General features: G+C 43.6%; 12 protein-coding genes. 4 read left to right on the top strand and 8 right to left on the bottom strand.

Annotated elements, in window-relative coordinates:
- Positions 1 to 270: 270 nt before the first annotated feature.
- Positions 271 to 1,845, bottom strand: a complete 1,575-nt coding sequence (locus tag MHB37_RS10725; protein ID WP_405169226.1) for a response regulator — start codon at positions 1,843 to 1,845, stop codon at positions 271 to 273.
- On the bottom strand, positions 1,820 to 3,658 hold the full coding sequence (locus tag MHB37_RS10720) for a sensor histidine kinase (RefSeq protein WP_340939891.1): 1,839 nt from the start codon (positions 3,656 to 3,658) through the stop codon (positions 1,820 to 1,822). Before MHB37_RS10720 ends, MHB37_RS10725 begins: the two co-directional genes overlap by 26 nt.
- A gap of 251 nt (positions 3,659 to 3,909) precedes the next feature.
- Here MHB37_RS10720 and MHB37_RS10715 point away from each other — a divergent pair, with 251 nt between their 5' ends.
- The 3 genes from MHB37_RS10715 to MHB37_RS10705 all read left to right on the top strand — a co-directional run bounded on the left by MHB37_RS10715 (position 3,910) and on the right by MHB37_RS10705 (position 9,096).
- Positions 3,910 to 7,056, top strand: a complete 3,147-nt coding sequence (locus MHB37_RS10715; protein WP_340939889.1) for an alpha-mannosidase — start codon at positions 3,910 to 3,912, stop codon at positions 7,054 to 7,056.
- 167 nt (positions 7,057 to 7,223) lie between these two features.
- Positions 7,224 to 8,414, top strand: a complete 1,191-nt coding sequence (locus MHB37_RS10710; protein WP_340975643.1) for a pectin acetylesterase-family hydrolase — start codon at positions 7,224 to 7,226, stop codon at positions 8,412 to 8,414.
- Positions 8,415 to 8,460: 46 nt separating this feature from the next.
- A complete protein-coding gene (locus MHB37_RS10705; protein WP_340975642.1) occupies positions 8,461 to 9,096 on the top strand; it encodes a helix-turn-helix domain-containing protein in 636 nt (211 codons plus the stop codon).
- Between the two features lie 2 nt (positions 9,097 to 9,098).
- Here MHB37_RS10705 and MHB37_RS10700 read toward each other — a convergent pair whose 3' ends face one another.
- From MHB37_RS10700 to sbnA, 5 genes are all read right to left on the bottom strand, one after another.
- Positions 9,099 to 10,451: a HAMP domain-containing sensor histidine kinase gene (locus tag MHB37_RS10700; protein WP_076129993.1), complete on the bottom strand. Its 1,353-nt coding sequence runs from the start codon at positions 10,449 to 10,451 to the stop codon at positions 9,099 to 9,101.
- On the bottom strand, positions 10,448 to 11,125 hold the full coding sequence (locus tag MHB37_RS10695) for a response regulator transcription factor (protein ID WP_405169225.1): 678 nt from the start codon (positions 11,123 to 11,125) through the stop codon (positions 10,448 to 10,450). Before MHB37_RS10695 ends, MHB37_RS10700 begins: the two co-directional genes overlap by 4 nt.
- Before the next feature lie 59 nt (positions 11,126 to 11,184).
- Positions 11,185 to 13,158 carry a serine hydrolase domain-containing protein gene (locus MHB37_RS10690; protein ID WP_405169224.1) on the bottom strand — a complete coding sequence of 658 codons (1,974 nt, stop codon included), beginning with the start codon at positions 13,156 to 13,158 and terminating at the stop codon, positions 11,185 to 11,187.
- Positions 13,159 to 13,359: 201 nt separating this feature from the next.
- Positions 13,360 to 14,325, bottom strand: a complete 966-nt coding sequence (locus MHB37_RS10685) for a 2,3-diaminopropionate biosynthesis protein SbnB (protein ID WP_339281938.1) — start codon at positions 14,323 to 14,325, stop codon at positions 13,360 to 13,362.
- A gap of 24 nt (positions 14,326 to 14,349) precedes the next feature.
- Positions 14,350 to 16,557: a 2,3-diaminopropionate biosynthesis protein SbnA gene (gene sbnA / locus MHB37_RS10680; RefSeq protein ID WP_405169223.1), complete on the bottom strand. Its 2,208-nt coding sequence runs from the start codon at positions 16,555 to 16,557 to the stop codon at positions 14,350 to 14,352.
- A gap of 162 nt (positions 16,558 to 16,719) precedes the next feature.
- Here sbnA and MHB37_RS10675 point away from each other — a divergent pair, with 162 nt between their 5' ends.
- On the top strand, positions 16,720 to 17,529 hold the full coding sequence (locus tag MHB37_RS10675; RefSeq protein ID WP_076129991.1) for a YheC/YheD family protein: 810 nt from the start codon (positions 16,720 to 16,722) through the stop codon (positions 17,527 to 17,529).
- A gap of 71 nt (positions 17,530 to 17,600) precedes the next feature.
- On the opposite strand, the gene MHB37_RS10670 is transcribed toward MHB37_RS10675, so the two are convergent.
- Positions 17,601 to 18,623 carry an NADP-dependent oxidoreductase gene (locus MHB37_RS10670; RefSeq protein WP_405169222.1) on the bottom strand — a complete coding sequence of 341 codons (1,023 nt, stop codon included), beginning with the start codon at positions 18,621 to 18,623 and terminating at the stop codon, positions 17,601 to 17,603.
- Positions 18,624 to 18,631: the final 8 nt, after the last annotated feature.

Raw genomic sequence — 18,631 nt, 5'->3', positions numbered from 1 at the left:
CCCCCTTCTCTCTATCCCCAAACAACCCCTATATATCCCTTCGATCTTTTTCCCTCGCCCCTTTAACTACCCTTAATTCTGCGCTATAAAAGCGGTTTCATAAAGTTGAAAAACTCCAGAATCAGATGTAAAAATTAAAGATCCACAGCAGAAGGGACATTTAAAAAGTCTATTTCCCCTTAAATTTGAGCAAAAAAAAGGAAACATTCTCGTTATCAACGTCCATGAAGCCCGTACTTGAACGTGATACTCAGGAACATTTCCTTTATTTTAGGATTTTGCTTTTTTGTACATATTCCGAAGCTCTGTCGGCGATACACCTACTGATTTTTTAAACTGGCGATAGAAATATGCTGGATCCGGATATCCTACTTCAGCTGCAATTTCGTTGGTTAGTAACGTAGTTTGAAGCAGCAATTGTCTTGCCTTTTCAATTCGAAATTGATTAACATAATCAGAGAAACTACGGCCCATTTCCTTCTGAAATAGCTGGCCCAAATAATTAGGATGCATTTCCATACGCTGACTGAGCGTTTTCAGGGATAGCTCTTCTCTATAGTGTTTGCTTACTTGATCAACCATATATCTCATATTCGGACTGAGCTCATCATTTACTAATGATAATTGGTCCAGTGTTTCTTTCACACTTTCCTGCACATGGTGCACCAATTGCTCAATAGTATGTATGCGCAGCAATGGATTAAACACGGCACTAAAATTAGAGTTTTTCTCCATTTTCTTAGCAATCAACATTAACTCAATCGCTACGTTGTAATTATCAATGCGGGTAATCATGCCACAGCCAAACAGCTTTTCGAACGTTTCTGCGATAAATTGGTTCGTAGCCTCCCGGTCTCCAGATAATAATAATTTGGTGAATTCCTCATAATCAATTTCGAGCTTCTCCTCATGCAGAACCATCTTTGATAGTTGTTCCACATCTATAATCGGGTAACCCGGAAGCATAAGATGATCAACATATAAACTCTTCGCCTTTTTATAACTATTTGGGACTTCCTGAAAAGCATGCTCCTTACTTCCTATCGTTATCCAGACAGACTTTTCTAACTCATGCATAATCTCACATTGCACTTGCTCCAGTACACAATAAAGCTCTTCTTTGTTCTCAGCTTCAGCCCGCTCAGCAATAATAAGAACAAGATCACCTTCCATATCTATAAATACAATAACGGTTCCAAGTTGCTCTAATGACTTCACAGCGATACGATAACATTCATCCATAAGCTGATTCCTATGGAGTTTATCCTGGCCCTCATCGTCATCCTGTTCGGTGATAAGCCGAATCGCAGCCACCGTAAAAAATGAACAGTCCAGTGAGATATTTAAGACTTTTGAACGGTGCTGTAGCTCCTGCCGGCCTATATTGCCAGTTACCCAGCGGTTTAGAATATTGTTACGTAGAACTTGCCAATCCTCTTTAGCATGAAATTGTTCAACATCCTCTTGATTCAGCACTTCAACAATTTGTTCAATGGTTGATTCCAACTCATGTATATTAATGGGTTTGAGAATATAATTTTCAATGCCTAGACTCATTCCAGCTTTTAAATACTCAAATTGCTCATACCCGCTCAAGATTATAAACCTCATTTTTGAATCAAAAACCTTTATTTGTTGAATCAGTTCAAGTCCCGTAAGTTTTGGCATCGTAATATCAGTAATTAATATGTCGATCCCTTCGTTCTGATTGCGCAGAAATTCTAAAGCTTCTTCCCCATTAGACGCTTGTCCCGCGATTCTCAATCCATATTTTTCCCATTCAATCACTGAACGTAATCCTTCAAGAATAAGAGGTTCATCATCCACGATAAGTATATTGTGCATTATTAGTACTCTCCCTTACTACTGGTATATTCATGATGACTATTGTTCCTTTATTTACTTCACTAGCGATCGTTAATCCATATTCAGTCCCATAATAAAGTTTAATTCGTTCATTCACATTACATAGGCCTACCGAAGAAGGAGGTTCATCCATTCTCATACTGACTTGAAGCATTTGCTGTAGCTCTGTCAGCTTGCTGGCAGTAATTCCATTCCCGTTATCACTTATAGCAATTTGAATTTCCCCGCCAGATTCAGTAACTTCAATACGGATGAGATTGCCAAAACGGTCAGGTCTAAATCCGTGAACAATATAATTTTCAATGACCGGTTGGATGAGCAATTTAACGATAGAACAATTCATGGCAACTGGACTTATTTGTGATATGATTTGGAGCCTATCTTTATGTCTAATCTGAAACAGCTCCAGATACAAATTGCAGTATTCAATCTCATCAGATATTGTAACGACCATGCTTTTCTTAATCATCGTTCGAAATAATGTCGATAAAATGTAAATCATCTGACCTACATCCTTCGCTCCTTGCGTAATTGCCCGCATCCTAATCGCCTCAAGTGTGTTATATAAAAAGTGTGGATTAATCTGCGATTGAAGTGCAACTAGCTCTGCATTTTTCTGCGTAAGCTCCGAAATGTACACTTTATTAATATAGAGTTCTAACCTTTCACACATATAGTTAAAGTTGTTGGCAATTAGCTGCAATTCATCTTCTCGATTTAGGTGAATACGTGTGCTTAAATCACCTTCCTGTAAGCGCTTCATAGATTTGATAATGACCTTCACTTTTTTAGAAAAACGTAAAATAATTCCGTATGTAAAAGACATTGCAGTAATAATAAGCGCTGTGGTAATCCCGATAATCCAAGTTCGAACCGTTTTCATTTCGTTGTTGACCTGTGACTTCTGAATGATCCCTGCCATAATAAGACCTGAGCTATTCGTTGTATTTAAGTTAACCTTGGAGATCCCATCCAGTGTTGTCCAGCCATCCGCATGAAGCGCATCGAGATGTGGATATCGCTGTCCCATATACCTTCCCAATGAATCATATATAACGTCACCGCTTGGGGTTAAGACCAACAATTGACCATTATTTTCTGCAACTTTTGTGCCAAGCCATTTTGAAATAAGTTCTGCGTCAAAATCTACTATGAGCATCCCGATCGTTTTCAGTGTAATCGGATCTTTAATTTCCCTAGTCATTGTATACAAATTGTTATTGTCTTCTCTTATTTCCTTAAGCACTAATTTGGTTTCATGCGAGACCCAGCCATTCTTCGGTAAGGATAACTTTTGCTTAGAACCGTCCATGTCGCTCAAGTAGAATTGTCGGGTATTATTTTTATATAAATAATAAAATTCTTTCTCTGTACTGTATAAAATAACGTCATAAATCCCGTTTTTCTGATTCAAATAGGTTTTGAAATAAGTATCGAACGTATGAGGAACGGAGCTCCCTATGTCTGCATATTGATCTAAACGGTATTTAAGATAATCCCCATAATCATTTTGCAAAAAGTAGGACAAATCCTCACTGACAGAGGCATCGCTATAAATTTGCTGGATAGCCACTTGGATGCTTTCGTACTGCTGATTCATATACAAACTTACATAATCCAGCACCTCCCGATTGGCATCTACATGTTGGCGAGTGATCGTCTGTTCATAGTATTTATATACGGTAATGGATGAGGCAATTAACGTAATTATAATGATCGAAGAGTATATAGCTAAAATTTTATTGAACAGTTTTTTCTGCAAATGGTTTTGATAAAATTTCTTTACATTCAACAAAGCCACCTTCTTTCTGAATATCACCTTTAGGATTAGAAGCTTAACATCACACTTCTTTTTCTGCAATGGAAGCGCATGCATTTTTTTTATTTATATATTCTAGCGCTCCACCTTTTCTCTCCACCGAGAGTTTACAACTCACACAAAATCGTCTATAGTTGATTTCTACCCCCCAAACAAACCTATAATAACCCAAATAGATCTTAATTTCCTCGTCCCCCATCAACATATTGGAGGGGCTATTACTCATGTTTCTAACCAAACGCAAACTCAACTCCCAACTAAACGAAATTTCCGAATATCGTTACAGGGATCGTATACACATTCCTTTTTTCAACTCAATGATTGACGAACAAGGTGAAATTGCAGCCGAACCGCCCGTGGATGGAGAATGGTCTAAGCTACGAGTTGGAGATACCTGGAAAGGCCGCGATTTGTATTTATGGCTAACGACAAATATAGACGTGCCTGCCTCTTGGGCAGGCCGTAGAGTACTGGGTCGATTTGATTTTGGCGAGACGGGTGCTGGAAATAACTCCGGATTTGAATCCTTATTCTTTTTCAACGGCAAACCCTATCAAGGTGTGGATTCCAATCATACCGAAGTGTTCTTGCCAAATGAAACGACAGGCACTCAGCTTCCACTGACCTTCCGGTTATGGTCGGGACTCGAAGGTGGCGGCCCTAAAAAAGATCAGACACATGGCATTCGCATGGCTGAAATTTGTTGGCTGGATGAAGCAACGGATGATTTCTATTTTACCGCGCTTGCTGTAGTTGAGACGCTGAACGTACTCGATGCCAAAACTCCAGAATATACACAACTTATGAGTACAGTAGACCGCTCCTTTCTTCTGATCGACTGGTCTCGTCCAGGTTCAGACAACTTCTACGCTTCGATCGGGGAAGCCCGCAATTATTTGCGTGATGAAATTAACAAAATGGAGAAATCCTCACCCGTCACAGTTACCTGTATTGGCCATACCCATATTGATGTGGCTTGGTTGTGGCAATTGAAACACACCCGTGAGAAATGTGCGCGTTCCTTCTCAACCGTACTACGTCTGATGGAAATGTTCCCGGACTATACCTTTTTACAGACTCAGCCGCAACTCTATGAATATATCAAAAATGACTATCCAGAAATCTATGAAAATATTCGTGAACGTGTAGCTGAAGGACGCTGGGAAGCTGGCGGCGGCATGTGGCTTGAGGCAGATTGCAACTTGACCTCAGGGGAGTCTCTAGTCCGTCAATTACTCTATGGAACTCGCTTCTTACGTAATGAATTTGGGGTTGAATGTGACTATTTATGGCTGCCGGACGTATTTGGCTACAGCTGGTCCTTGCCACAAATTCTAAAAAAATCAGGAATTAATACCTTCATGACCACAAAAATTAGCTGGAATCAATATAACCGGATGCCACATGATACCTTTCAATGGCGTGGGATTGATGGCACAGAGGTGTTAACACACTTTATTACAACGCCTGAGCCTTGGTCCGAAGAAGATTCTTGGTTCTACACTTATAATGGCCGGATTATTCCTAAGACTGTGAAAGGAATTTGGGATACTTACCGGGATAAAGAAGTGAATCGCAATCTGTTACTTTCTTACGGATATGGCGATGGTGGCGGGGGTGTGAACCGTGAAATGCTAGAGATGCGCCGTCGGCTAAACGATCTTCCCGGTCTGCCGAAGATTGAAACAGGAACAGCGGGAGACTACTTCCGTACCCTGCAAGAAACTGTTGCAAATACAGATCGTTATGTCCATGTATGGGATGGCGAGCTTTACTTAGAATATCACCGCGGCACCTACACAAGCCAAGCCTACAATAAGCGGATGAACCGTAAGCTTGAGCTGCTATACCGTGAGGCGGAATGGCTAAATACACTGCAAAGTGTGATGACAGGTGACTGGTCGAACTATCGTCAGACCGATTTAGACGAGGGCTGGAGAATTATTTTGCGCAACCAATTCCATGATATTATTCCGGGCTCTTCGATTCGTGAAGTATATGAAGACAGTACTATTGAATATGCACAAGCAGAAGCAATAGGTCAGTCTGTCTGGGAGCAATCCAGTAAGGCACTTGTGAGCGGAAATGAAGCCGGTAAATATACGATCTGGAACAATGCTGCTTGGGAGCTGACAGAACTCGTAGAAATTACTGTTGAAGCCGGGATGGAAACAGGACATTGGATAAGCTCAGAAGGAAAACAACTACAAGCTCAGCGTGAAGGTGACCGCTGGATCGTTGAAGTATCTAACATTCCTTCTCTTGGATACACAACGATCTCCTTCGTAGAAGATGTGAATTCTAAGTCACTAAGCGCTCCATTCAAGCTAAATGCATCAGGAATCTCAACGCCTCACTTCGAAATTGAATGGAACGAACAAGGTCAATTAGTATCCATCTATGATATAAATGAACAAAGACAAGTATTAGCTAACGGAAGTCACGGTAACGTGTTCCAAGTGTTTGAAGATAAACCCCTAGCCCATGAAGCTTGGGACATTGACATCTACTATCAGCAAAAGAAACGTGAAGTCACCGACTGCCGCAGCATTGAAGTCATAGAAAAGGGTTCACTGCGATGTGTTGTACAATTCACATGGAGTTATATGGATTCCACGATTAAGCAGCAAATGATCTTACATGCACACCATCGTCGTATCGATTTCGTGACAAAGGTAGACTGGCATGAGCGACAACAGCTAATGAAAGTAGCTTTCCCTGTTGCAATACGAGCTACCGAAGCCACTTATGATATCCAGTTCGGTAATGTTACGCGTCCAACACATTGGAACACTAGCTGGGATTACGCTAGATTCGAGACTGTGGGGCATCAGTGGGCAGATTTATCAGATCGTGGTTATGGCGTTAGCTTGCTGAACGACTGCAAATACGGTTATGACATCAAGGATAATGTGATGCGTCTATCCTTAATCAAATCGGCAACGCACCCTGACCCTGAAGCGGATCAAGGTGAACATACTTTCACCTACTCTATCCTGCCTCATACTGGGGATTGGTTACAGGGTGACACCGTCCGTCAAGCTTGGTCCGTCAACAACCCTCTACGGAGCACCATGGGGCAAGCAGAAGGAGCATCCAAGTCGCTTATTCGCCTTTCTACTCAGACGGTTATGGTTTCTGCGATCAAGAAGTCTGAGGATGGTCAAAAATTAATCGTACGTGTGCACGACTATTCCGGAAGCCGTCAGCAAATTGATATGACTAGCGACTTGAATATTATTTCGTGGCAAGAGTGTAATCTAATGGAGCGTCCTGAAGGGGAAGTCCACACTGAACCTGTCATTACTTTTATACTTGAACCTTACGAACTAAAAACATTTGAAATTGAAGCAGCAAAATTAATAAAGTAACATACAAATAAAGTAACATACAAAAATCGGGGTGTCCCTGTAGCCATGGATCAAAGGCTGCGAGGACACCTCTTTATATATTTTCTCACGATTGTTTTATGATTTTAGGTATACACCTTGTGTAATGAGTGATCTTGACGTATACTCCGAGTAAGGGAGAGATGGATATGAGAAAAATGAGGAAAATCACAATATTCACAGGTATTGGATTATTCAGCCTTGTTTTGATTGCCATGTTTGCAATCAGCGCTTTTGTAATCAAAAGACCGGCGACTACCACCCCTGTAATTGCGGAAGTGAAGCCTTACAAGTGGAATAAAGTCACGCTAGACGGAAATGTCATATCAAGTGATGGATCAGAGTATTTTTTGTGGAATAAAAAGGGTGAAAATAATAACTGGATCATCTTTTTTTCCGGTGGCGGAGCCAGCTGGGATGCCCAAAGTGCCGCACACCCCATCAAGCTTATGAACTTTATTAAAGGTGGAGATACAGGCAACTATTTCCAGAACATCCCCTTCTATATGTTGACATTGCTGAGAGGCATGATGGATACGGATAACCCTGCCAATCCTTTTCATGGCTGGAATGTGGTCTACCTTCCCTATTCAACCGGTGACTTCCATATCGGCAACCGCACAGTTGAATATAAAAAAGATGACGGCAGCCCCTTTACTATGCGTTATAACGGCAGCAATAATGTGCGAAGCAGCCTCGATTGGATATATGCCAACGTGGATAAACCCGGCAAACTACTGATTGCTGGCGAAAGTGCTGGTGGCTTCGGGTCCGCTTTTTGGGCTCCCGAGATCGCCTCTCATTACAAGAACTCCGAGATTTTCCAATATTCAGACAGTTCCTTCTTGAAATCAGACAAGTGGCCAAATGTTGTGAAGCAGGAATGGCAGGCAGACTTCGTGAAGAACTTCGGATATGCCCCTGAAGCGGATATCATCGGGGCAGCTTTTAAAGCGAACGGCCATCTACTTCCTGCGAATGCGATAATATTGCAATCCTACTCGGTATTTGACGAGATTCTAATCCACTTTCAGAACAATATCAACGATTACAAGGGGCCAAGAGATCAAAGCATCATTTATGAGTGGTCACAGGAAATGCGGCAATCTGTTTCTTCATTGGCAGCCACTTTACCTAATTATTATTACTATCTCACCGACTATGGACTGAACGCTAAGACGGGTACAACTCCGCACACTTTTGCCACCAGAGAGACCTTCTTTCAGGCTGAACAGGATGGTGTGAAGCTTCTGAATTGGTTAGGTGATGCGATCAACCGGCAGAACCCCTATTCAGTGGGCAGCAAATTCCTCATGAATTCGAAGCCAGCTCAGAAATAGTGCTAGAAGCAGCGGAAGAGTTGCAACAAGACAGGAGAGAAAATCAATGAATTTGCGGGAAAAGCAAATGCAAATGACAAGGGAGATCATTAAGGATAGAGCGCTTAGCTTATTCTGTGCTCAAGGTATTGAGCGCACGGATATGGCACAGATTGCGGAACAAGCCGGCATCTCCCGGCGTACTTTGTATCATCATTATAAAGACAAGGAAGAGTTAGCCGCTCAAATCTATGTCCTTAATCTGGAGCGGATGTTTGGACAGCTGCTGTTTGATTTTGATTTTGAACACCCTGTACAGTCATTGGAGAACATTCTCGATAAATATCTGGCATTAAGAGATCAGCAGGAAGCCCTGATCTACTATGATGCCATTTTTGGAGTTTACTACAGCACGCTTTCCAAAAATCCCGCGGAACTTCCTGACTTTAAGCAGGCTATGGAAGGCTGGTATTCACGGTTAATTCTCCTTGAGTCCATATCAGTCGCTCCGGAGGAAAAAAATAAGTGGCTGGACATTCTGCACAAGTCCACCCACCTGTATTTCATGTATTTACAAAAAGCCGTCATTATTACTCATCAGCGGGGGGGTGTGGTTACGGAGGAAGATCGGGTTATGGACCGGCAATTCAAGGATTTCATTATGTTTGGCGTACGGCAATCCAAGAATCAGACAAACCCTTAATTTCACTTATGGGGCAACCTGACGATAATCGTCGTTCCCGCTCCAACCGCACCGTCCACTTCTATGTTTCCCTGATGCAGGGAGACAATTTTTTTAACGATTGCAAGTCCCAAGCCATTGCCATTGTTGTTTCCATTCCGTGACTTGTCTATTTTATAAAATCTTTGGAATACGGCGTTGAACTCTTCCGGGGAAATCCCGATCCCGTTATCACTGATGGTGACCGATACATCTGCTGCACTGTCATCTATACTAATGCGGATGTTCCCGCCTTCAGGTGTGAACTTGATGCTGTTGCTCAGCAAATTCATCCATACTTGTTTCAGCTGATCTTCATCACCCTTAATTTTGACAGCTTCCGGCAGCTCAAGATCGATAACGATGCCTTTGGCTGACCATTGTGGCTCACAGGTCACAACGATGGTTCTAATCTGCTCGTCAAGATTGAAGGAACCTGCATTAAAGGGATGATGTTCAGAATCCAGGGAAGCGAGCTTCAGCAAATTATCACTTAACCTCGACAGACGTTCACTCTCTGCAATGATGATATCAAGATATTCAGAACGTTCCTCTTCCACAATTAGATCATTGTTCTGCAATGCCTTGGCAAAGCCGGAAATAGACGTAAGCGGTGTCTGAATTTCATGAGAAACGTTGGATACGAAATCCTGCCTCATCTGTTCCAGCTGCTTCAGCTCCCCGGCCATCTCCACATAGCTTTGTGTCAGTTCCCCTATTTCGTCTACTCGGTTTACTTTAAGCTCTACCTCGAAATCACCCTTGGCCAGCCTTCTTGTCGCATTCGTCAAAGCTTTGATCGGCTCCACCAAATATCTGGCGGCAATAAGAATGCATAGACTACCCAGTAAAAGCACGAGTAAAAGCACAAAGAGCAGCATCCGATTGACGATATTTTCGTTCTCGGCAGAATACTGCAAGAACATTGCTTGCCACTCCCCGTTAAACATAAAGGGCATCCCGATAAAGGTATCCTTATCTTTCGCGGAGGAACGATAGAGTTTTCCTTGCAGCACTTGTTTCACAGCCTCGGGGGTGATAGTGACGGCCGGACTATCCTTGAGCCCATAAAAGGTATATTCCCCGGAATGATTATACAAGTGGATAGGGTATGCAGATACCTTAACCATACTATTCAAGAACTCGTCTGTATCCTCAGGCTTGGCGTCATCATAACGGTGAATGATCTCCTTCCCCACTGTGATCATTTCATTCTGTCCCTCGTAACTTATTTGTTTCTGAAAGACATACAAACCAATGAAAAAGGAACAAATCAGACTAAAGATAATGATGCCTAAAAACGTGAGAACGACGCGTACATACAATGTCTTGATCATAGCGCAGGGATCAGCCGGTATCCTAGGCCGCGGGCCGTTTCGATTTGAAATTGCTCGTCGTTACCGCAGAATTTCTCCCTCAACCGGCTTATATGCACATCTACAGTCCGGCCGTCTCCTTCATAGTTCAATCCCCAGATTTGAGAAATCAACTGTTCTCTTGTGAAGATTTGCCTAGGGTGACTAGCCAGCAGAAACAGTAGCTCAAATTCCTTCAAAGGAATCGTTACCGGTTCTTCATCACGCGTAACCTGGAAAGTGCGGCGGTTAAGCACCACATTGCCCAACTGCACAGACTGGGAAGAAACAACCAGCGAGCGTTTAAGCAAAGCTTTTACTCGCATCACCAGTTCAAGCGGATCAAACGGTTTGGTCAAATAGTCATCCGTGCCGAGTTGAAAACCTTTCACTTTATGTGCAGATTCTCCTTTAGCCGTCACCATGAGGAGGGGAATGTTGGCATCAGAGCGCCTGATTTCTCTGCACAGATCCCAACCATCCAATCCTGGCATCATAATATCTAGGATGACGAGATCGACTCGCGAGTTCTCTATAATGGACAGCGCTTTGGTGCCATCCCTGGCTTCTTTGAGGTCAAAACCATCTTTTCGCAAAAACAAAGACATTAGCTTTCGGATGTTATCATCATCATCAGCAATAAGTATAGTAGCCACGATTGTCCTCCTCTCTTAAGCTTACATTATATATGATATATTCTTGACAAGAAACGAAGTTATCCGAACTGCCAACCCAACAGGTTCCAATAGTAGAAAAACAGAGTCATCACTACAGCCGAAAGTGCCACTAGTGTATAATGCACACGCTTGAAAGCTGTCCAGTATTTATTCTTCCAAACCAGTATAGCCGAGATTAGCAAAGCTAAAGTCAGTCCAACCAAAAGGATTGGCATAACTAAACTGAGAGAAAGCGAAAGACTGATACCGCTGAACTTCTGCATCGTATCCATGGACATAACCACCATAAATATCGTAACGAAAGATAGCAGCGCCCACCCAGCAGTTCCCGCAGATAAGCGGATGGCCCACTTTTCCGGAGGCGTCATCGCCTTGATCTTGCGTCTGGAGAAGATTAGTCCAAGCAATGCAGTGATGAAAATCAACCCCGAGCCGCCAAGTACGATAAGCCAAAACTTATTCTGATTCAAGAGTGGCGTACGCTCCAGTGGCATTTCCGGTGCCATACCTAAGAGCATATGTGTAACCTTACCGGTATCATTTGTGCGGAAGCCGATTTGTTCGGTGCCTCCCTCGAGCTGGAACAGATTCGGAGCGATTTCTCTATACAACTGTTGTTCACTACCACTTCCCAAAGATAGCTTATTGTCCTTTACCTTAACATTTAGCTGGGCAAAAAAATTGAAAAATTTATCAATATCACTGTGGTTACGGCGTGTGAATTGATAGGTTCCCGCATATTTCTGAACAGATTCTGCAGAAGTGGAGAATTCAGGCTGCTTCGCTTCAGGATCGGGATAATAGCGCTCAAAAAAGGCATGGACTAGGCCTGCCGCGAAATCACCGCCCTGACCGCCGTTATAGGAAACAAAGATACCTACATGCTTGGCAGGCACAAGATAAAACTCTGTATTAAACATGGGGTCGGAACCACCATGAGTGATTAGTCTAAGACCATTGATGCGTTTCTCAGAGAACCCCAGATCTACTCCCGGCATACGTTTATCGAATTGGTACGCCGTTGAATGCATTAGTTCTGCAGTCTCCGTTCTAAGAATCTGCTGGTCACCATATTTCCCGTTCTGCAGATGGGCAATCATAAAGTGCGCCATGTCTACTGCTGATACTGTACCCGAGCCGGCAGGACGAAAGCCGCCCTCGAAGGTAGGTGTGCCAGGAATAAAGCTACCGTTCTCACTCGTGTACCCTACAACTTGATTGGGTATGAATGACTCCGGCAAAGGCTCTACCACCGTCGAATATTTCATGTCGAGCGGATCGAAAATATACTTTTGTATATAGTCATTGTAAGGAACACCGCTGACTTCCTCCACAATCAGACCCGCGAGAGTAGCCCCGAAGTTCGAATAAGAACTCATCTCTCCGGGGGGTCTTACCCGTGCCAGCATATGCTTATTGAGTGTTTCCGAGATTGATCCCGGCAATTTGGCAGGGTCGGTAGTGATTTGATAACCCACTCCACCCTCTTCAAACCCCGCTGTATGTGTCATCAAATGGCGCATCGTGATCGGCTCAGGATAAGTAACAGGGATCTTCACTGATTTCAGGTAGGTGTTAATATCAGTGTCCAGATCTATCTTACCTTGTTCGACCATTTGCATCACCGCTGTCCAGGTGAACAGCTTTGTTGTTGAAGCGATTCGAAACATGCTGGTTGTCGGATTAACCGGTGCCGCTTCTTCCAGATTGGAACTGCCATAACCTTTGGCCAAAATAATCTTGCCGTCTTTTACAATGGAGATAACCGCTCCCGGAATTTGCAGCCGGTTCATATCTTTTTCCATAATTCCATCAACGTAGCTAGTCAGTCCCGCGGTATCATCGAGATTGGCAAATGCTTCAATTTGCGCTGCCGGCAGTCCGGTTTGACCCGTTTGGTTCTCAGCCGAGGCCTGTTTCCCAGGAAATACCAAGCTTGCGCCAAAGCCGGCACTAATCACAGCCAATAGGGTCAGACCAGCGATCAGCCTTTTTTTCATAGGTGTCAACATTATTATCCTCCGAGTCATCATTTATTGGGGTGGATGATCATCCGCCTAACACTTATAGAGATTATCAGAGTATTATGAATGGAACGTTAACAAGACAATAAAAAAACTAGACAGCAATCCACCCTTAAAAGTGACGGATCATAGTCTAGTTACATCAGAAAAATCTATAAAAAATCCCATAGCGAACGTATGCCTACAACCTTACTGTAGCTCAGTCCCGATCCCTTTTTCTCTAGCCTTCTTCACGAAGTATACCGCTGTTGCGATATCAAAAACCGCCATCCCCATCGGACAAAAGAAAATCGGCTCATCTGCTCTGAGTTCATTCAGGCAATGGCGCGAGACGACATCGGTAATCATTCGGGTATCGGCACGAGTTAACCCATGTTTCAGATGGAGCTGCTGTATGTCAGTATTCTCGCGGCACACCTCATCCCAGTCGTCGACGATTATGGCCTTCACCGAAGCTAATGCCTCAGGCTTATAATCACGCAGTGAAATATTCAGTAGAAGACTACCTTCCGCCGGAAGCATATCGATATATCTATGATTGGATACGGTACAGGTGATAAAGATATTGGACTTTCGATAAACGTCCGCCCACGTCTCCTCCACTTCTATCCTATCCTTATATATAGATGAGATGTCTGACAAATCTACTTCCCTTATATCAAAGATGCGGACACGTTCAACTCGATCTCCGTACAATGCCATAACCATTTGAAAATGATATTGCCCGATTGGTCCCCAGCCGATAATGCCAAGATAAATCCGTTCAAGTGAACGTGCCTGCAAAAAGTAGCCAATCATCAGTCCACTGATGGAAGCTGTCCTTACGATGCTGGGGAGCGGAGAGCTTAGGACGGATATAGGCTCGCCCGTAATGGGATCATTCAAGACAATGATGCTATGCGCGCGGGGAAGACCAACCTGGATATTATCCGGGAAGCTGGAAATCCATTTGATCCCTGCTGCGTTCACGTTCCCCCCTACGTATGCGGGCATTGCAATAATACGATTTTGAGGATTTTTATACCTTAGATAAGGTTTTACGGGCTGCGCGTAATCTCCAGAATCAAGTATGCGCACCGTAGTTTCTATCGATTCCACGAGAGAAGGCCAATCAAGCCCCACCTCCCGGATGTCCCGATCGTTTAAATACAGCATTCCACAACCTCCTTTTGCCGTTCGTTAAGCAAGGACATCTCCACCGTCAGCCGAGAACTCCTGCCCAAATTCATTCTGAATCCATGGGTCAGAGTATACCGTATCGAGGTAACGCTCCCCTTTGTCATGCAGGATCACCGCACAGACAGATCCTGGAGCCACTTCTTGCTCCATACGCCTAACAGCGGCAAGGTTAGCCCCTGAGGATGCACCGGCCAGAATCGATTCATTCTGAGCGAGTGCTCGGCATCCTTTTACGATATCCAAGTCTGAGACATGCACGATACGGTCGATTAAATCCGTTCTGCAGAAAGGGGGTACGATGCCAGCACCCAGTCCCGGGAACCGCCGTTTCTCTTTGTTGCCACCAAAAATAGTACTTCCCTCCGCATCGACGGCAACAATCTTAGTCTTCAGACCATGATCCCTTACATATTCCGCGAGACCTCGAATCGTGCCGCATGTACTTACGCTGCAAAACAAATAATCTACTTCGCCAAGCTCAGTCACGATTTCTTTCATGGTCGTATGGTAGTGGGACAAATAGTTATTTGCGTTTGCATATTGATTCGGCCAGTAGCTGCCCGGTATTTCCTCCAAGAGTCGCTGCACTCGATTCAGTCTGGCAGGTAGATATTCACCGGTATCAGGGTCAGGATCGCTAACAAAGTCAATTTTTGCAGTTAATGTTTTCAGAATCTGCAGATTTGTTGTGGTGGTTCTTGGATCAACCACGCTAATAAACCGCAGCCCTAAATATTGGCAAATCATCGCCAAGCTAATCGCCATATTTCCCGAACTTGACTCAATAATAGTAGTTCCCGGCCCGATTTTCCCTTCCTTCCATGCCTCATGGATCATCCGCAGAGCTGGACGGTCTTTCACACTTCCTCCCGGATTTAGCAGTTCCATTTTTGCGTAGACTTCGAACTCACTGTTCTGGAACAAATTATTCAGCTTGATTAATGGCGTTTTTCCGATAGTCGACAAGATACCGCCTTGGATATTTATGTCCACCTTAGCTTTGTCCTTCTGATAATATAACTTCTTGTTCTTGACCTGCCCGCTGGCCAGCGACTCCCCTTTAGCTACTATAATGATCTCAATATCATCAAGCAGATGGTTGCGAATCATCATCCCGATTTCCGGAATACACTCCCTGATTTCCTCTTTGATTACCGGGATAATAGAGGGCTTCACAGATTTACTCTTGATATAAATAGAGAGCGCATTGTTTTTTACCTTGACCCGAATGATCGCATCTTCAATATGACGGTATACGACCTGCTCGATATCGTACAGGCTGATCTTCTCACCGTGCTTCAGTTCTTGACCCACTCTTTTTACAATGGACTCAAAGCTTTGTTGTTCAACCCCGTCTATCATCACAGGCCTAAAATCCCTTACAACGTCATAAGTAACAAAACGAAGAGCTGGCAGCATCTTGCGGACAGTTGAGGTAAGCACCAGAATACTTTCATTGTTTCGAAGCGGCCTTACTTCTTCGTCTAACTCCTGAACCCCGATTCCTTCCGCAAAAATTCCGTCGGCAAAAATGTACCTGCCATGATCATGGGAGTAATAAGCGATCGTACCGATTTCAATGGAGCCGTAAGTATCGATGATATCTCTAGGATCAATACCAAACAAGCCAGCCATATTCCGCTGCCACTCAGGCGGAGCAATTTCCCCTACCAAAATAATCTTGCGAATTCCGAATTCACGCGGGTTTCCGGCAGCATATACGATATGGTCAAGGATGGACGGCATCGTATAGAGCAAGTCAGGTTTAAAAGCTTTAAGCTGTTCAATATGCTGTTCGATTGGCAGTTCAAAGGGTATTGAACTTTTCTCCAATCCTAACCTTTCAAAAATGGTCAGCGCAGTATTTGCTGCATGTCCAGTGCCCATATCCGCCAACGCTCTGTTACATCCGCTTCCCGCAATAAGCTCGCCGAATAGCTTCGTTTTAATATCCACATAGTGTTTGTCATCTTCCTCAGAGTAAAGGATTGCTTTTCTACGGCCTGAGCTTGTACCAGACGTCCTATAGACAGTCCAAGAAGGATCGATGGGTTGGTTATAATAGAAGGTTTCAAGTGTTTTCGAAGACATAAGAGGTAAGTTCTGCAGGTTATAATTCGTTTTCTCCCCATCGATCAGCCCCTTGTACCAAGGGTATTCGTCCATTACTTCTTGCACCTTATTCTGCAATTTCCCGAGCAGCATCATAGCCGCCTCCCGTTGACCGCATGCTGCAGCCCAAGTTTAATAAATGCCTCCAATATTCATATGTAGAATTCTTTGCATGTGTTCTATTATTCTGTGGTTGCCCAAGCAAAAACTGCGTATTCCCGTAATATAGCCTATAGATATATAGAACGGAGGAACAAAATGAAGGAGCCAATACGGCGGATATCCAATAAGCTGACGAAAACAAGGGTACTGCTTAGAAAACAAGAGCTAAGGAAGTATATCCCGGTAACGAAAAAAATGAATAAAAACGTACTCTATGAGATGTTGCAAAAACATAAAATGGTGTACATTAAGCCCTGCTGTGGATCTTTGGGACAGGGTGTAATCCGGATTGAAAGATCGCAAGATCATTCCTCCAAAAAACGACCAGCCTACAGCTATCAGTCCGGTACGCATAAACATACATTTTCTGATTACGAGATGGCTTATCGGGCAATCTCTAGCGAGACCCAAGGAAAGTCCTATTTGGTGCAAAAAGGGATTTGGCTTTTGGTTTATGAGGGAAGGCCATTTGATATCCGGGTTATGGTGCAAAGAAATCTTAAGGGTGGGTGGGAAGCTACAGGCATTGCGGGTCGCGTAGCTCATCCTCGCAAAGTGGTTACGAATGGGAGCCAAGGGGGAACGATTTATCCGGTAGAGGCATTATTAGAATCCTACACAAACGTAGAGAATAGTAGCGCGTTGATCCGGTCCATGCAACAAATCGGAGTGAACTCCGCCAGACAGCTGAGCACAGCCTATCCCGGCCTGCAGGAAATCGGTGTGGATATTGCTTTGGATCGACGCCTTAAACCATGGATCTTGGAAGTAAATACTGCCCCCGATCCGTGCCCGTTTACCAAACTGAATGACACCAGCATGATTGAGCGAATCGTCAAATATGCAAAAGCCTATGGCCGCACATACAATCTTAAATGCATGAAGTCCAAACAGGGTATGGTCTGAACGGATTTGATTGGTAATAATACAAACAGCCCTGATATATAAAAATCTCTACCAGAGCTGTTTGTGTTGTTTTAGAATTCGGAGTCGCTCACCTTAACAAGCATCTTCCCGAGGTTCGCACCTTGGAACAATTGCAGGAATGCTTCAACCACATTATCAAATCCTTCAACAACTGTTTCTTCATATTTTAATTTACCTTCTGTTAGCCATTTTCCAAGCTCTTGAAGTCCTTCTGACTGGCGGGCTGCGTAATCACTAAGAACGAATCCTTTGATAAGGGAGCGGGTTTTGATCAATCTGCTCTGAATACGTGGACCCATATCTCCATCTGTACTATTATAGGAAGAAATAGCGCCACATAGGGGAATACGTGCATAATCATTAAGCAAGCTCATCACAGCATCTGAAATTGATCCACCCACGTTGTCAAAATAAACATCAACACCCTTTGGACATGCTTCTTCCAAAGCCTGGCCTAAATTTTCCGTTGTTTTATAATTAATGGTTGCATCAAAGCCAAGTTCTTTTTTCAAATAGTCACATTTATCATCGCTACCTGCGATCCCAACGACACGAGCGCCTTTGATTTTGGCAATCTGTCCAACAAACATCCCCACTGAACCCGCTGCTCCAGACACTACGACAGTCTCTCCTTCTTTCGGCTGCCCGATATCAAGTAAACCGAAATATGCAGTGAGCCCTGTTAAACCTAGAACACTTAAGTAAGCCGATACAGGTGCAATCGAATCATCGATTTTGGTTACTGCTTTAGCATCTACAGTATTATATAACTGCCAGCCCAGCATACCGATGACTTTATCTCCAGCTTTGAATAGCTGCGATTTGGATTCTACGATCTCTCCCACAAGTCCTCCAGCGATGACTTCATTAAGCTGATACGGAGGAATATACGATTTAGAATCATTCATTCTTCCGCGCATATAAGGATCCACTGACAAATACAACGTACGTACAACAACTTGTCCTTCTTTTGCTTCAACTACAGGAATATCTTTGAACTCGAAATTTTGCTGGGTTGGCATGCCTACAGGACGTGAAATTAACAGGACCTGTTTATTTTTCAACTGATTCATAGATCACT

It is taken from the genome of Paenibacillus sp. FSL H3-0286 (assembly GCF_045040705.1).
Taxonomy (GTDB): Bacteria; Bacillota; Bacilli; order Paenibacillales; family Paenibacillaceae; genus Paenibacillus_AQ; species Paenibacillus_AQ odorifer.
Note: the sequence above shows the minus strand (reverse complement) of the source record. Positions and strands in the feature narration are given on the sequence as shown.

Excerpts from the sequence above, each read along its gene's own strand:
- MHB37_RS10725 (WP_405169226.1), bottom strand. The coding sequence starts at position 1,845 with ATGCACAATATACTTATCGTGGATGATGAACCTCTTATTCTTGAAGGA.
- MHB37_RS10670 (WP_405169222.1), bottom strand. The coding sequence starts at position 18,623 with ATGAATCAGTTGAAAAATAAACAGGTCCTGTTAATTTCACGTCCTGTA.
- MHB37_RS10715 (WP_340939889.1), top strand. The coding sequence starts at position 3,910 with ATGTTTCTAACCAAACGCAAACTCAACTCCCAACTAAACGAAATTTCC.
- MHB37_RS10685 (WP_339281938.1), bottom strand. The coding sequence starts at position 14,325 with ATGCTGTATTTAAACGATCGGGACATCCGGGAGGTGGGGCTTGATTGG.
- sbnA (WP_405169223.1), bottom strand. The coding sequence starts at position 16,557 with ATGATGCTGCTCGGGAAATTGCAGAATAAGGTGCAAGAAGTAATGGAC.
- MHB37_RS10705 (WP_340975642.1), top strand. The coding sequence starts at position 8,461 with ATGAATTTGCGGGAAAAGCAAATGCAAATGACAAGGGAGATCATTAAG.
- MHB37_RS10690 (WP_405169224.1), bottom strand. The coding sequence starts at position 13,158 with ATGTTGACACCTATGAAAAAAAGGCTGATCGCTGGTCTGACCCTATTG.
- MHB37_RS10710 (WP_340975643.1), top strand. The coding sequence starts at position 7,224 with ATGAGAAAAATGAGGAAAATCACAATATTCACAGGTATTGGATTATTC.
- MHB37_RS10675 (WP_076129991.1), top strand. The coding sequence starts at position 16,720 with ATGAAGGAGCCAATACGGCGGATATCCAATAAGCTGACGAAAACAAGG.
- MHB37_RS10700 (WP_076129993.1), bottom strand. The coding sequence starts at position 10,451 with ATGATCAAGACATTGTATGTACGCGTCGTTCTCACGTTTTTAGGCATC.